The organism is uncultured Thiocystis sp., assembly GCF_903866365.1.
Classification (GTDB): Bacteria; Pseudomonadota; Gammaproteobacteria; order Chromatiales; family Chromatiaceae; genus Chromatium.
In genome coordinates, this window is record NZ_CAIPNF010000415.1 from 1 (window position 1) to 14374 (window position 14374).

The 14374-nt window shown below is 62.7% G+C and carries 13 protein-coding genes and 1 pseudogene; 11 read left to right on the plus strand and 3 right to left on the minus strand.

Annotated features, from left to right (window positions below; genetic code table 11):
- The first annotated feature begins 219 nt into the window (after nucleotides 1–219).
- The 6 genes and pseudogenes from QZY07_RS23015 to cysN all read left to right on the plus strand — a co-directional run bounded on the left by QZY07_RS23015 (nucleotide 220) and on the right by cysN (nucleotide 7298).
- On the plus strand, nucleotides 220–1521 hold the full coding sequence (locus QZY07_RS23015; RefSeq protein ID WP_295408032.1) for a GTP-binding protein: 1302 nt from the start codon (nucleotides 220–222) through the stop codon (nucleotides 1519–1521).
- A 196-nt stretch (nucleotides 1522–1717) separates the two neighbouring features.
- Complete coding sequence (locus tag QZY07_RS23020; RefSeq protein WP_295408008.1) at nucleotides 1718–3157, plus strand: FAD-dependent oxidoreductase; 1440 nt, start codon at nucleotides 1718–1720, stop codon at nucleotides 3155–3157.
- Nucleotides 3158–3212: 55 nt separating this feature from the next.
- Nucleotides 3213–3371 carry a hypothetical protein gene (locus QZY07_RS23025; protein ID WP_295408010.1) on the plus strand — a complete coding sequence of 53 codons (159 nt, stop codon included), beginning with the start codon at nucleotides 3213–3215 and terminating at the stop codon, nucleotides 3369–3371.
- A gap of 73 nt (nucleotides 3372–3444) precedes the next feature.
- The gene (locus tag QZY07_RS23030) at nucleotides 3445–4455 is read left to right on the plus strand and encodes a hypothetical protein (protein ID WP_295408012.1); all 1011 of its coding nucleotides are present in this window, start codon (nucleotides 3445–3447) and stop codon (nucleotides 4453–4455) included.
- A 33-nt stretch (nucleotides 4456–4488) separates the two neighbouring features.
- A pseudogene (gene cysD, locus QZY07_RS23035) lies at nucleotides 4489–5397 on the plus strand (sulfate adenylyltransferase subunit CysD); the annotation flags it as partial.
- A complete protein-coding gene (gene cysN / locus QZY07_RS23040; protein WP_295408014.1) occupies nucleotides 5397–7298 on the plus strand; it encodes a sulfate adenylyltransferase subunit CysN in 1902 nt (633 codons plus the stop codon). The pseudogene cysD and the gene cysN, both read left to right, overlap by 1 nt.
- 171 nt (nucleotides 7299–7469) lie before the next feature.
- Here the strand turns inward: cysN and QZY07_RS23045 are convergent, their stop codons facing one another.
- Nucleotides 7470–8480 (minus strand): sulfate ABC transporter substrate-binding protein, encoded by a 1011-nt coding sequence (locus tag QZY07_RS23045; protein ID WP_295408016.1) that lies wholly within the window; start codon nucleotides 8478–8480, stop codon nucleotides 7470–7472.
- 227 nt (nucleotides 8481–8707) lie between these two features.
- Between QZY07_RS23045 and cysT the strand changes: the two genes are divergently transcribed.
- From cysT to QZY07_RS23065, 4 genes are read left to right on the plus strand one after another with little or no spacing between them, the layout of a single operon-like run.
- Nucleotides 8708–9562, plus strand: a complete 855-nt coding sequence (cysT, locus tag QZY07_RS23050) for a sulfate ABC transporter permease subunit CysT (protein WP_295408018.1) — start codon at nucleotides 8708–8710, stop codon at nucleotides 9560–9562.
- Nucleotides 9562–10449 (plus strand): sulfate ABC transporter permease subunit CysW, encoded by an 888-nt coding sequence (gene cysW / locus QZY07_RS23055; protein WP_295408020.1) that lies wholly within the window; start codon nucleotides 9562–9564, stop codon nucleotides 10447–10449. The genes cysT and cysW overlap by 1 nt, the downstream gene beginning before the upstream one ends.
- A 10-nt stretch (nucleotides 10450–10459) precedes the next feature.
- On the plus strand, nucleotides 10460–11545 hold the full coding sequence (locus QZY07_RS23060) for a sulfate ABC transporter ATP-binding protein (protein WP_295408022.1): 1086 nt from the start codon (nucleotides 10460–10462) through the stop codon (nucleotides 11543–11545).
- A 1-nt stretch (nucleotide 11546) separates the two neighbouring features.
- Nucleotides 11547–12482 (plus strand): CysB family HTH-type transcriptional regulator, encoded by a 936-nt coding sequence (locus QZY07_RS23065; protein WP_295408024.1) that lies wholly within the window; start codon nucleotides 11547–11549, stop codon nucleotides 12480–12482.
- Nucleotides 12483–12497: 15 nt separating this feature from the next.
- On the opposite strand, the gene QZY07_RS23070 is transcribed toward QZY07_RS23065, so the two are convergent.
- Both QZY07_RS23070 and QZY07_RS23075 read right to left on the minus strand, forming a co-directional pair.
- Nucleotides 12498–12716, minus strand: a complete 219-nt coding sequence (locus tag QZY07_RS23070; RefSeq protein WP_295408026.1) for a hypothetical protein — start codon at nucleotides 12714–12716, stop codon at nucleotides 12498–12500.
- Between the two features lie 90 nt (nucleotides 12717–12806).
- Nucleotides 12807–13925: an IS1595 family transposase gene (locus tag QZY07_RS23075; protein WP_295408028.1), complete on the minus strand. Its 1119-nt coding sequence runs from the start codon at nucleotides 13923–13925 to the stop codon at nucleotides 12807–12809.
- A 266-nt stretch (nucleotides 13926–14191) separates the two neighbouring features.
- Between QZY07_RS23075 and QZY07_RS23080 the strand changes: the two genes are divergently transcribed.
- Nucleotides 14192–14374, plus strand: a 183-nt coding sequence (locus QZY07_RS23080) for a transposase (protein ID WP_295408030.1), incomplete at its 3' end; no start/stop codon positions are given.

Genomic DNA, 14374 nt, shown 5'->3' on the forward strand with positions numbered 1-14374 from the left:
CGCCATCGATGAGCAGGTGCAGCGATTCTTCGTTCAGGCACTGCAACTCGATGAGTTCACCCTCCAATTGGAGGGCGCAGAGACTGATTCTATGGAGGTCTGAGACGATCGCCATGGCGAACTTCAACTCCGAAACGTGAGCTATAAGTGGTGACCACAACATATAGGGCGTGGAGGCACTAACCGACCACCCCCCTTCCGGACATCGACCACGGCCTGCTGCGTTTTCTTACCTGCGGCAGCGTCGACGACGGCAAGAGCACCCTGATCGGGCGCCTGCTCTTCGACACCAAGGCCATCCTCGCCGACACCCTGAGCGCAATGGAGCGGACCTCGCTGCGGCGCGGCGTCGGCGAGTTGGATTTGTCCCTCTTGACCGACGGACTCCAGGCCGAGCGCGAGCAGGGCATCACCATCGATGTCGCCTACCGCTATTTCTCGACCGGTACGCGCAACTACATCATCGCCGATGCCCCCGGTCATGAGCAGTACACCCGCAACATGGTCACCGCCGCCTCCACCGCCAACCTGGCGATCATCCTGGTGGATGCCCGCAAGGGGATCCTGACCCAGACCAGGCGCCACTCCTATCTCGCCCGACTGGTCGGCATTCCGCACCTGGTGGTGACGGTGAACAAGATGGATCTGGTCGATTACGACCAGGGTGTCTTCGAGCAGATTTGCAGCGATTACCGCGCCTTCGCCGCGCGGCTGGGGATTGGCGCGGTCCGCTTCCTCCCGCTCTCCGCCCTGACGGGCGACATGGTGGTGGAGCGTGGCGAGCGGCTCGGCTGGTACACGGGGCCGACCCTGCTGGAGATCCTGGAGACGGCACCCGCTGCCCATACCGAACAGGCCGAATCCTTCCGCTTTCCGGTGCAGTTCGTCTGCCGTCCGCGCGACGCGGCCAATCCGGCGCTGCACAATTACCGTGGCTTCATGGGGCGGGTGGAAGCGGGCGGGATTGTCATCGGCGATCCGGTGACCGTGCTGCCGTCCGAACTCGACAGTCGGATCAAGGACATTCAGATCGGCGGGGTCAGCCAACCCACCGCCATGCACGAGCAGTCCGTCACCCTCCTGCTGGAAGACGAAATCGACATCTCGCGCGGGGATCTGATCGTCAAAACCGGCGAGGCACCGGAAGCGATCCGGGAGATCGACGCCTGCGTCTGCTGGCTGGCGGAGACGCCGCTGTCCCCCGCGCGCCAGTATCTGTTGCGTCACACCACGCGCGAGGTGCGGGCGAAGGTCGCCAGCATCAAGCACCGCCTCGATGTCAACAGCCTGGAGCGCGAGCCGGCGACGCAACTGACCATGAACGACATCGCCCGGGTGACGCTGAAGCTCGCCCAACCGATCTTCCCCGATCCCTACGTCGTGAATCGCGCCACCGGCGCGTTCATCCTCATCGACGAGAGCACCAACAACACGGTCGGGGCCGGCATGATCAAACAAGCAGAACACCTGCCGCATTGGCGTCAGGCGTTAGCGCAGTGGACAAGCGATTGCGGCCAGTGACCGTCTGCATGATGCGCCGAACGCTTCGGCACCCAATGGACCGAGGATTTGACGCCGTCTTCTTTATTTGTGCATAGCTTATCGTAACAACTTGTTTCTCTTGGGAGACTGCTGCCCGCGATACTTGCTGCACACCGAACGGTTTGCTCGATTCCGTTGTTCGCCGTTCACCTCCATCGTACCGAAGAGTCTGTTTATGGCACGAATCCTTATCCTTGGGGCCGGCATTTCCGGACACACGGCGGCGCGTTGCCTGGGCCGCTGGGTCGGCAAGCGCCATCAGGTCATCGTCGTGTCACCGCGCGCGACCTGGAACTGGGTGCCCTCGAATATCTGGGTGGCCGTGGGCGAAATGACCGAGCAGCAGGTGACCTATGAGCTGGCGCCGATCTACAAAAAGGTGAACGTGGATTTTCGCCAGGCCAGCGCCCTGTCCATTCACCCGGAAGGCGACGCCGAGCACGCCAAGCCCTTTGTCACGGTCGAGTACACGGATCCCGTGCGGACCGGTCAAACCGAATCCATTGAGTATGACTATCTGATCAATGCCACCGGACCCAAGCTGAATTTCGGCGCCACCCCTGGTCTGGGGCCTGAACCCGGCCACACGGTGTCGGTCTGCACGCCGGCGCATGCGCTGGCGGCAAACGCCCAACTACAGAAGAACATCGCCGCCATGCAGGCCGGCGCGCGGCGGACCTTCGTGATCGGCACCGGGCATGGCATGGCCACCTGTCAGGGTGCGACCTTCGAGTACATCTGTAACGTCGACCACACCCTGCGCGAGGCTGGCGTGCGCGAACAGGCACGGTTAGTGTGGCTCAGTAACGAGTACGAGGTGGGCGACCTGGGCATCGGTGGCGTGCTCATCACGCGTGGCGGCTATGTGACCAGCGGCAAGGTCTTTGTCGAGTCGGTGATGGCCGAGCGTGGCATGGAATGGATCACCCGCGCGCATGTCGCCAAGATCGAGCCGGGCACCATCCACTATGAATTGCTCGACGGCACCTATCACACACTGGAATTCGATTTCGCCATGCTGATCCCCGCTTTCGCGGGGGTCGGTTTGAAGGCCTTCGATCCATCGGGCACGGACATCACCGATCAGCTCTTTGCGCCCAGCGGCTTCATGAAGGTCGACGCCGATTATACCCTCAAGCCCTATGAGGACTGGAGCAAGCAGGATTGGCCCAAGACCTATCAGACCCCAAGATACCCGAACATCTTTGCCGTCGGCATTGCCTTTGCGCCCCCGCACCTCATCAGCAAGCCGATGAAGAGCCCCAACGGCACCCCGATCAATCCGTCCGCGGCGCGCACCGGAATGCCCTCGGCCGCGATCGGCAAGGCCGTGGCGGCGAGCATCCGCGACCTGCTCAAGGGCGCGCCCGCGCCGACCCACACCGCCTCGATGGCGGCGATGGGCGCGGCCTGCATGGCCTCGACCGGCAAGCACGTCCTGCGGGGCTCGGCCGCCACCATGACAGTCTTTCCCGTCGTGCCCGATTACGAGACCTATCCCCGGTTCGGGCGCAATCTGACCCTCACCTATGGTGAGGTCGGGCTCGCCGGGCACTGGATGAAGTTTCTCCTGCATCACGCCTTCATCTATCAGGCACGGCTGCGGCCGTTCTGATCCTTCCTGCCGCACTGAGACGTCCAGGATTCACTTCCAACGAGGCTTGACAGTCATGGCTGGCACGAACAAAGGCCCCTATCAACAGGACGCTCATCCCCCGATTCCCACCGGACTCACCCGATACCTGCGGACCTCGGTCGTCTGGCAGTGCATCCGCTTCTGGATCATCGGTTACAAGGTGCTCAAGCTCATGTGGAAACCGCATGGTTGATGCATGCATCGGCAGGCCGGCGCACGGCGGTTGGTTGGACGACGGCGGCACACATCAGGCCACGAGGTGGTCAGTGAAACTCTTCCACTCCATGTTCGGCGGCCGTGCCAAGACCCGCAGACGTTATCCCGAGTCGCTCATTGTGACGGCCATCGAGCGCGCCGTGGACGGCACCGATTCGCGACTGCGATTGGTGCCGGGTTACCATAAACGCCTGCGCGCGCCGGTCATCCATGCCATCGAGCATGTGGCCGCGCTGGTGGACGCCATCCCTGCGCCGCTGATGGTCCGGCGCCATGCCTACAGCGACGAACCACGCCTCGCCGCGGTGTTCGCCTCCGCGGAGGACATGTTAGATTGCTTGGGGCGAGGCGCCTCGCTCATGGACGCCTGCGCCAGTCCGACGCACCCTGCGTGGGTCACGGCGCTGCTGCTGGCGGAGCGGGTCGATAAAAACATCCTGGGCATGGATCTGTTGGATGGCAGGGTGCAACGTGAAGTGGCGCAGGTGGCGGTCAGCTTTACCGGTCACCGCCTGCTGAACCCGACAACCAGTGAACAGAAGACACGGCGCCAATTGAAGCGCCGGGCCTTCGACCATCTGCTCACCCTGGCGTCGACTCGTCTCACGGAGGTACGTCTGGAACGCACCGACCTCGTGCGTCAGCGTGATCGGCTACGCCGCCAGTTAAACACCCTGGAACGCGGGAGCTGGCGCGGTGGGCAGGCGGCGGGGACGCACCCTGCCCCGGCGGCCCTGCTGGCCGAGTTGAAGGCGATCAGCCGCCAGTTGGACGACTTGGGTGTGGATGACGGCGTCCTGCGGGCGAATCTCATACTCGTCGCGGCGCTACTTGGAGAGGCCGAACGACAGCTCTGGTGCGAACACATCACCCTGCACCTCGACCCCATGAACATCCAGCGTGACCGACAGGATCCCTCGGCGCGCCCGATCGTCCTGCATGAATTGCACAACGCCCGTGGTCGTCGGGTCATTCCCTTGTTGATTTCATTCGCGCCCGGCGAACTGCCTCCACGCGAGGACTCGACCAGCGCAGTGCCATCTGGTTTGACCTCCAGTTGACCAGCAAAAAACTATCGAGACGCTACGACGGACTTACCTAGCATGAAAAAACTGACACATCTTGAACAGTTGGAATCCGAAAGCATCCATATTCTGCGCGAGGTCGTGGCCGAGGCGGACAACCCCGTGATGCTGTACTCGGTCGGCAAGGATTCGGCCGTCATGCTCCATCTGGCCAAAAAAGCCTTTTATCCCTCGCCGCCACCGTTTCCCCTGCTGCATGTCGACACCACCTGGAAATTCCAGGACATGTACCGGCTGCGCGACCGGGCCGCGCGGGAGGCGGGGATGGAACTGCTCGTCTACCAGAATCCGGAAGCGCTCGCGCGCGGCATCAACCCCTTCGATCATGGGTCGCTGCACACCGATCTCTGGAAGACGGAAGGGTTGAAACAGGCGCTCGACCTCCATGGTTTTGACGTGGCCTTCGGCGGCGCCCGCCGCGACGAGGAAAAAAGCCGGGCCAAGGAACGGATCTTTTCGTTCCGCTCCGCCAATCATCGCTGGGATCCGAAACACCAGCGCCCGGAACTGTGGAAACTCTATAACGCACGCAAATCCAAGGGGGAAAGCATCCGCGTCTTCCCCCTGTCCAACTGGACCGAGCTCGACATCTGGCAGTATCTCCACCTCGAACCGATCGAGATCGTGCCGCTCTATTTCAGCGCGCCACGTCCGACCGTCATCCGCGACGGCCTGATCCTCATGGTCGATGACGAGCGCTTCCCGTTGCAGGCGGGCGAGCAGGTCACCCTGCGTTCGATCCGCTTCCGCACACTCGGCTGCTACCCCTTGACCGGAGCGGTCGAGAGCGAGGCCAGGACACTTCCCGCGATCATTCAAGAGATGCTGCTCACCACCACCTCGGAACGGCAGGGCCGCGTCATCGATCATGAACAGTCCGCCAGCATGGAAAAGAAGAAACAGGAGGGGTATTTCTGATGACCGAACCCGTTTATCACACCGACGAACTGATCGCTCGGGATATCGACGCCTACCTCGTCCAGCATCAGCACAAGACGATGTTGCGCTTCATCACCTGCGGGAGCGTGGACGACGGCAAATCGACCCTGATCGGGCGTCTGCTCTATGACAGCAAGATGATCTTCGAGGATCAGTTGGCGGCGCTCGAAGCGGACTCGAAAAAGGTCGGCACCCAGGGGCAGGAGATCGATTTCGCCCTTCTGGTCGATGGTCTGGCCGCCGAACGCGAACAGGGCATCACCATCGATGTCGCCTACCGTTTTTTCGCCACCGACCAACGCAAGTTCATCGTCGCCGACACCCCCGGCCATGAACAATATACCCGCAACATGGTGACTGGGGCCTCGACCGCCGACCTGGCCGTCATCCTGATCGACGCGCGCAAGGGCGTGCTGACCCAGACCCGGCGGCACAGTTATCTCGCCCATCTGGTCGGCATTCGCCATCTGGTGCTGGCCATCAATAAAATGGATCTGGTCGACTATGACCAGTCCCTCTTCGATCGCATCATCGACGACTATCGCGCCTTTGCCGAATCGATCGGCATCGGCGAATTCCTGGCCATCCCGCTGTCGGGCCTCAAGGGCGACAACATCACGACCAAGAGCGCGGCCACGCCTTGGTATACAGGCCCCACCCTGCTGGAGCATCTGGAAACGGTGGAACTCCAGGATTCCCGCAGGCAGGACCGCCCCTTCCGCCTGGCCGTGCAATGGGTGAACCGACCCAATCTGGACTTTCGCGGCTTTTCCGGCCAGATCGCCAGCGGACGGGTGCGACCGGGTGACGCCGTGCGCATCCTGCCCGGCAGCCAGACCTCCACCGTCGCGCGCATCGTGACCATGGACGGCGATCTGGACGAGGCCAGCGCCGGTCAGTCGGTCACCCTGACGCTGGCTGACGAGATCGACTGCTCGCGCGGTCAGGTCATCGCCATCGCCGACCAGCCGCCGGAGGTGGCCGATCAATTCGAGGCCACCCTCGTGTGGATGGCCGATGAGCCGATGCTGCCCGGGCGCCCCTATTTCATGAAGATCGGGACCACGCTGGCGACCGTCAGCGTGACCAGTGAAAAATACCAGATCAATGTCAACACCCTGGCCCATGAACCTGGCAAGACCCTGGCCTTGAACGGCATCGCCGTGTGCAATCTCGCCGCAGACCGGGCGATCCCGTTCGAGCCCTATGCCGAGAATGCGGATCTGGGCGGCTTCATTCTGATCGACCGCCTCAGCCATGCGACGGTCGGGGCCGGCATGCTCCATTTTGCCCTCCGGCGCAGCCATAACCTCCACTGGCAGACCATCGAGGTGGATCGGAACGCCCATGCCGCCCTGAAGCACCAGCAACCGCGACTGCTGTGGTTCACCGGCTTGTCGGGCGCGGGCAAATCGACCATTGCCAATCTGGTCGAAAAAAAGCTCCATGCCCTGGGACGCCATACCTTCCTGCTCGATGGCGACAATGTCCGCCACGGATTGAACCGGGATCTGGGGTTTACCGAGGCCGACCGGGTCGAGAATATCCGCCGCGTCGGGGCGGTGGCCAAGCTCATGACCGATGCCGGTCTGATCGTCCTGACCGCCTTCATCTCGCCCTTCCGCAGCGAGCGGCGGATGGTGCGACAGATGGTCCCGGACGGCGAATTCGTAGAGATCTTCATCGATACGCCGCTGGAGGTAGCCGAATCCCGCGATCGGAAGGGTCTCTATCAACAGGCGCGTCAGGGCGCGCTCAAGAACTTCACCGGCCTCGACAGCCCCTATGAGCCGCCCGAGGCCCCGGAGATTCGGATCGATACGACCCGCGTCTCGGCCGAAGAGGCGGCGGAGATCATCCTCAAGGCCATGTCGGCATGAGCGAACGCACAGGGCGAGCCGCCGCGTTCATCATTCGGAACCGAGAATGATCTTGAACCATCCGAACACGAAACGCGGCTTTGTGAGGGCTCGACCTAAACGATAAGGGTCTCCCTCAACAATCGGAGGAGGCGATGGCCAGGCGGGGCGCCCATGAGGCGCCCCTGTTCATCAATGAGAGGAGTAGATCTGATCGAACACGCCGCCATCGGCAAAGTGCTTCTTCTGCGCCGCTTGCCAGCCGCCCAGATCACCGATCGTCACCAGGTCGACGTCCACAAACTGACCTTTGTGCCGTGCCGCCACCTCGGCATCGGTCGGACGATAGAAATGCTTGGCGGCAATTTCCTGGCCTTCTTTTGAATAGAGGAACTCCAGATAGGCCGTGGCCACCGCGCGAGTGCCCTTCTTCTCCACGGTGCGGTCCACAACGGTCACTGGCGGCTCGGCCAGGATCGACAGGGAGGGTACGACGATCTCGAATTGATCCGCGCCAAATTCCTTGAGGGCGAGGAAGGCCTCGTTCTCCCAGGACAGGAAGACATCGCCGATCCCACGCTGCACGAAGGTGGTGGTCGAGCCGCGCGCGCCGGAATCCAGTACCGGGACATTCTTGTAAAGCCGCGTGATGTAGTCCTGCACCTTGGCCTCGTCGCCGCCGTATTCCTTCTCCGCCCAGGCCCAGGCCGCCAGATAATTCCAGCGCGCCCCGCCCGAGGTCTTGGGGTTCGGTGTAATCACAGCGACCCCTTCCTGGACCAGATCGCCCCAGTCCTTGATCCCCTTCGGGTTACCCTTGCGGACCAGAAACACGATGGTCGAGGTATAGGGCGAACTGTTGAGCGGCAGGCGCGACTGCCAGTCCTTGGCCAGGATCCCCTTCTCGGCGATGGCATCGATGTCATAGGCCAGGGCCAGGGTCACCACATCCGCCTCCAGCCCGTCGATCACCGCGCGCGCCTGTTTGCCGGCGCCGCCATGCGACTGTTGGATGGCGAGCTTCTCGCCGGTCTTTGTCGCCCAGTGCTTGGCGAAGGCGGGGTTGAATTCCTGGTAAAGCTCGCGGGTCGGATCGTAGGAGACATTGAGCAGGGTGGTGGTTTCACCATGCGCGGTGGCGAGGGCGGACAGGCCCAGGACGGCACCGGCGAGGAATGACTTCAGGGGTAAAGAAGCGATCATATCGTGCCCTTTTTTGGTGAGGATGTACTTGCGATGTCGATCTATACCGCCCTTGCTTCATCACGCAAAGCAAGAAAAACTGCAAACCTTATCGCTGAACAGCATAGTAAAACGTCCACTTTACGATATGCTCGACACGCATAACAAAATAACTCTAAATTCGTTCAGGGTATCTCTACGTTGCTTTAACCTTTGCACTCTCACTTCGAAACCCGAGGCCATCGCTGATGACGTTCGCGACCTTCTTCAACCCCACCCGTCAGACGCGGGTTCTGCCGGGTTTCAATCTGGCGCTGGGCTACACCCTCGTCTATCTGTCCCTGATGGTGCTGATCCCGCTGTCGGCGGTCTTCATCAAGAGCGCGACCCTCTCCTGGTCCGAGTTCTGGGCGGTGGTTTCCGCCCCGCGCGTGGTGGCGACCTATCAGCTCTCCTTCGGCGCCTCCCTGCTGGCGGCGGCGATCAACGCGGTGTTCGGCCTGATGCTGGCCTGGGCGCTGGTGCGCTATCGCTTTCCGGGTAAGAAGCTGATCGATGCCCTGGTCGACCTGCCTTTCGCGCTGCCCACCGCCGTGGCCGGCATCGCACTGACCGCCCTCTACGCCGGCAATGGCTGGATCGGCAGTCTGCTGGAGCCGCTCGGCATCAAGGTCGCCTTCACCCCATTGGGGGTGCTGGTGGCGCTGGTCTTCATCGGCGTGCCCTTCGTGGTGCGTACCGTCCAGCCGATCCTCGAAGATCTGGAGACCGAACTGGAGGAGGCCGCCGCGAGTCTGGGCGCCCATCGCTGGCAGATCTTCCGGCGGGTGCTCCTGCCGATCCTGCTGCCGGCACTCCTGACCGGCTTTGCGCTGGCCTTCGCCCGCGCGGTGGGTGAATACGGCTCGGTCATCTTCATCGCCGGCAACATCCCGATGATCTCCGAGATCACCCCGCTCATCATCATCACCAAGCTCGAACAGTACGACTACGTGGGCGCGACTGCGGTGGCGGTGGTGATGCTGGTCTTTTCCTTTCTCATGCTGCTCTTCATCAATCTGTTGCAGGCCTGGAGTGCCAAACGCACCGGGAGGAATCGCTGATGGCCGCCGTCGCCGGTGTATTGCACGCGCGGGTCGATGCCCGCCGCTATGAAACCAATGCCGCCACGCGCGAGGCGCCCTGGGTCAGGCGTCTGATCCTCGGCGCGGCCCTGAGCTTCTTCGTCCTGTTCCTGCTGATGCCGCTGCTGGCGGTCTTCGCCGAGGCGCTGCGCAAGGGTTGGTTCACCTATGTCACGGCCCTGACCGATCCGGATGCCCTGTCGGCGATCTACCTGACCCTCTTGGTCGCCGCCATCGCGGTGCCGCTCAACCTGGTGTTCGGCGTGGTCGCCGCCTGGACGATCGCCAAGTTCGAGTTCCGCGGCAAGCGGTTTCTGACCACCTTGATCGATTTGCCTTTTTCGGTCTCGCCCGTGATCGCGGGTCTGATCTTCGTGCTGCTGTTCGGCGCCCAGGGCTGGTTCGGAGACTGGCTGTTCGAGCACGACATCAAGATCATCTTCGCGGTTCCCGGACTGGTGCTGGCGACGGTGTTCGTGACCTTCCCCTTCGTCGCCCGCGAGCTGATCCCGCTGATGGAGGCGCAGGGCCGCGAGGAGGAAGAGGCGGCGGTGGTGCTCGGGGCCAACGGCTGGCAGATCTTCTGGCGGGTCACCCTGCCCAACATCAAGTGGGGTCTGCTCTACGGGGTGATTCTCTGCAACGCCCGCGCGATGGGTGAGTTCGGCGCGGTGAGCGTGGTCTCCGGTCATATCCGCGGGCAAACCAACACCCTGCCGCTGCATGTCGAAATCCTCTACAACGAGTACAACTTCGCCGCAGCTTTCGCGGTGGCCTCCCTCCTGGCGCTGCTGGCGATGGTGACCCTGGGGTTGAAGTCCGTCATCGAATGGAAGGCCAACCAGGGCGTCACGGCAACCGATTAAGGAATCCTCCATGAGTATCCAGGTAGAGCACATCCACAAGACCTTTGGCCAATTCGTCGCGCTGGATCAGGTGTCAGTCAACTTCCCCGACGGGGCCCTGACCGCGCTGCTCGGCCCTTCCGGCTGCGGCAAGACGACGCTGCTGCGAGTGATCGCTGGGCTGGAGACCGCGGATTCTGGCCGGGTCATTCTGGACGGCGAGGACGCCTCCAGCACCCATGTCCGCCAACGCCAGGTCGGTTTCGTCTTCCAGCATTACGCCCTGTTTCGCCACCTGACGGTGTTCGAGAACGTTGCCTTCGGGCTGCGGGTGAGACCCCGGCGCACGCGGCCCAAGGAGGCCGAGATCCGTCTGCGGGTGCATCGCCTGCTTGATCTGGTCCAGCTCGATCCGCTCGCCAACCGCTTTCCGACTCAGTTGTCCGGCGGCCAGCGCCAACGGGTCGCGCTCGCCCGCGCGCTGGCGGTCGAGCCTAAGGTGTTGCTGCTCGACGAGCCCTTCGGCGCGCTCGACGCCCAGGTCCGCAAGGAACTGCGCCGCTGGTTGCGCCGCTTGCATGATGAACTGCACATCACCTCGCTCTTCGTCACCCACGACCAGGAGGAGGCGCTGGAGGTCGCCGATCGGGTGGTGCTGATGCATCGTGGCCGGGTCGAGCAGGTGGGCACCCCGACCGAGGTCTACGAGCATCCGGCCAGCCCCTTCGTCTACGGCTTTCTGGGTGCGGTCAATACCTTCCACGGCCGCATCGACGGCACCCATCTGCGCGTGGGCGAGGCGACCTTGCCCCATGATGGAGACGCCATCCACCAGGGCGCGGACGCGGTGGGTTTCACGCGTCCCCACGAACTGGAGATCGTCACCGATCTCGCGACGCCGCATGGCATCGAGGTCATCCTGGATCGCATCCTGACCTTTGGTGCCAGCGCCCGGGTGGAACTCGACAGCCTCCCCGATGCCGACGGGCGCGGCGAACCCACCCATTACGAGGTCATCCTGCCGCGCGAGAAAGTCGACGCCTTGGGGCTGGTCGAGGGGCAGCGGGTGCGCCTGGTTCCCTCCCGGATCCACGTCTTCCCGAACCAGACCGCCTGAGATGAACTTTCAGCAACTGCGCATCGTGCGCGAGACCGTCCGACGTCACTTCAACCTGACCGAGGTGGCGAATGAGCTGTACACCGCCCAATCGGGCGTCTCCAAGCACCTCAAGGATCTGGAGGACGAACTGGGGGTGGAATTGTTCGTGCGCCGCGGCAAGCGTCTGCTCGGTCTGACCGAACCAGGTAAGCAACTGCTGCCCATTGTCGAGCGCATCCTGCTCGATACCCAGAATATCAAGCGACTGAGCGAGCAGTTTTCACAGCAGGACACCGGCCATCTGGCCCTGGCCACCACCCACACCCAGGCCCGTTATGTCCTGCCCGTGGTGGTGACCCGCTTCAAACAGACCTTTCCCAAGGTCCATCTGGAGCTTCGCCAGTGTGGCCCCACGGAGATCGTCACCCTGTTGCGCGCCGGTCAGGTGGATATCGGTATCGCCACCGAGGCGGTGGGCGGTGAAGCGGATCTGGTCACCTTTCCTTTCTACCAATGGCAGCATGCGCTGATCGTCCCGGACGACCACCCATTGATCGATGTCCAACCCCTGACGCTGGAGGTGATCGCCGACTATCCGCTCATCACCTATCACCACGGCTACACGGGTCGTAGCCGCATCGATGCCGCCTTCGCCCGCGCCGGACTTACCCCCGATGTGGTGATGTCGGCGCTCGACGCCGATGTCATCAAGGCTTACGTGGAACTGGGTCTCGGGGTCGGCATCATCGCCGCGCCGGCCTACCACCCGGCGCGTGATGCCGGCCTGCGGTTGCTCGACGCCCCGAGCCTGTTCGAGATCAATACCACCTACCTCGCGCTGCGCCGCGGCCACTATCTGCGCGACTACGCGCTGCGTTTCATCACGGACTGCGTCCCGGCGCTAAGCGTGGAGCAGATCAAGGCCGCGGTGTTTCCCAAGGTGGCGATCGCTTGATCCCGGACGCGACGATCAGGCGCCACCGCGATAGAGCTGCGGGGGCTGATCGGCCAGGTAGCGCGCCATCGCCTCATCGACCGACAAGACCGACTCGACCGGGCGACGTGAAACGACCGTCAGCCGTTGCCGAATGGATGGGGCGCGAACGCCTCTGGCCACGAGGCGAGTCCGTGTCCGCATGAGGCCAATCGCGCTCGGCTGTGCTGGATACTGGATTGCAGAGGTGTTCATGGTTCGCGCTCCGGCTGTTGCCTTGACGGGGAGATTGGTCGCGAGGAATCGAGACCATGGGTGCAAGCATGCCTATCCGGTTGCCTCCCACTACGTCTCCAGCGGCGGCGCCGAACTGGTTGGGTGAACCCAGGTGCCTTGGTAGATTCCGGCATAGGTCGGCCCGGCATTCTGCATTCCAATTTTTAGCACCGCGTCGAACGCAGCCGTTGGCCAGAACCGACGATTAAACCGGAAGACGAACTCGTTGAGGTCAGCCTGAAGATGCTTGGAGCTGACCCCATGATGCGTGCCGAGGAGCCAGGCATCCAGGTTGCCAAAGACAATGTGGATCATCGGGAGGTGCGCGTCGGTGATGGCGTGGTCCCCACGCACGGCAACACGGTCGTGGCGATACCCGGCGACCTCAAGTGGATCGTACCCAGTCCAACCGTCAGTCCGCACCATCGCTCCGGGTTGCACGGTCGCCAGAACAAACGGGACCAGCGTTTCCTGCTTCCGGTTGGCGACGACCTGAAGCCTGAGTCGTCCCGCTACGACACTCCGGCCATGCCCCCCTTTGGCGGACGTCGGCTCTGCCTTCCGGCGGATGCCCTTTCGCGCCGCGCCTTTCGCTTCCTCGCCCGCCTGCCCTCTGATCAAGTTCGGATCCTCGCCCGCGAACGGAATGGCTTGACGTGGATGAACTTCAACGGCGCCGATGACCAGCGTCTTGTGGTGGACGCCTTTGCCCTCACCCTGCGTCGCGCCGCCCACCAGCGTCTCGTCCACCTCAACGGGGTACTGACTGCCGATCAAGTCCCGGTCAGGGCGCACCATCGCCGCGCGCAGCTTGTGGAGCATTTGGAAGGCTGTCTCATCGCGAGACAGGCCCAGCCACTTCTGGAACTGGAGGGCGCTCATTCCCGGGGGACCATGCGTCACAAGATAGGCGCTCCAAAACCAAGTGGAGATGGAAACCTTGCTCCGGTGTATGACGGTGTTCGCGGTCAAGCTGGTGTCACGCCGACAGACCCGGCAGCGGACAACCCCAGGTCGATTGCTAAAGCGAAACGGCTCTCCAGTGCCGCCGCAGCGAGGACACTCGAAGCCGTTGGGAAAGCGGCGCCTGTACAGGTAGTCGATACAGACCGCTTCGTTCGGGAAAACGCGCTGGAAGTCGGGAAGGGACTTCGGCGTCGTCAAATCCTGCGGCAGATCGGTCGGCATCCGCACAGAGTAGGCTGGCTGCCTGTGGGAGGCAACCGGATAGGCATGGGTGCAAGGTAACGCAGGAGAGCTGACCAAAGGCTGTCCGTGCCTGTCAGCAAACGAGCCGTTGGCAGAAATTTCCCAACTCAATCACGCTGAATCGTCTTAATACAAACGATTGACTTAACCCGGATTATTCATAAAAACGGGCGACACTCGTTTAACCAATTGATAAAATTGGTGTTCCTCCAAGAACGCTTCGGAGAAGCTAAACGAGGTCGCCCATGTCCCAGTTTACCCAAGAGCCGCTGCGATTTCCTCCCGTCGACGGACTGACCGTGCGGGCCGACTTCGACGGCGGGGCCATGTCTTCTGACTTTGGCCCTTTGATCCTGCGCGGCGTCGACCGGCAGATCGGTCTGACCGAGCGCCTCGCCCAGGCCATCGACGATCAGCGCCATGCGTCC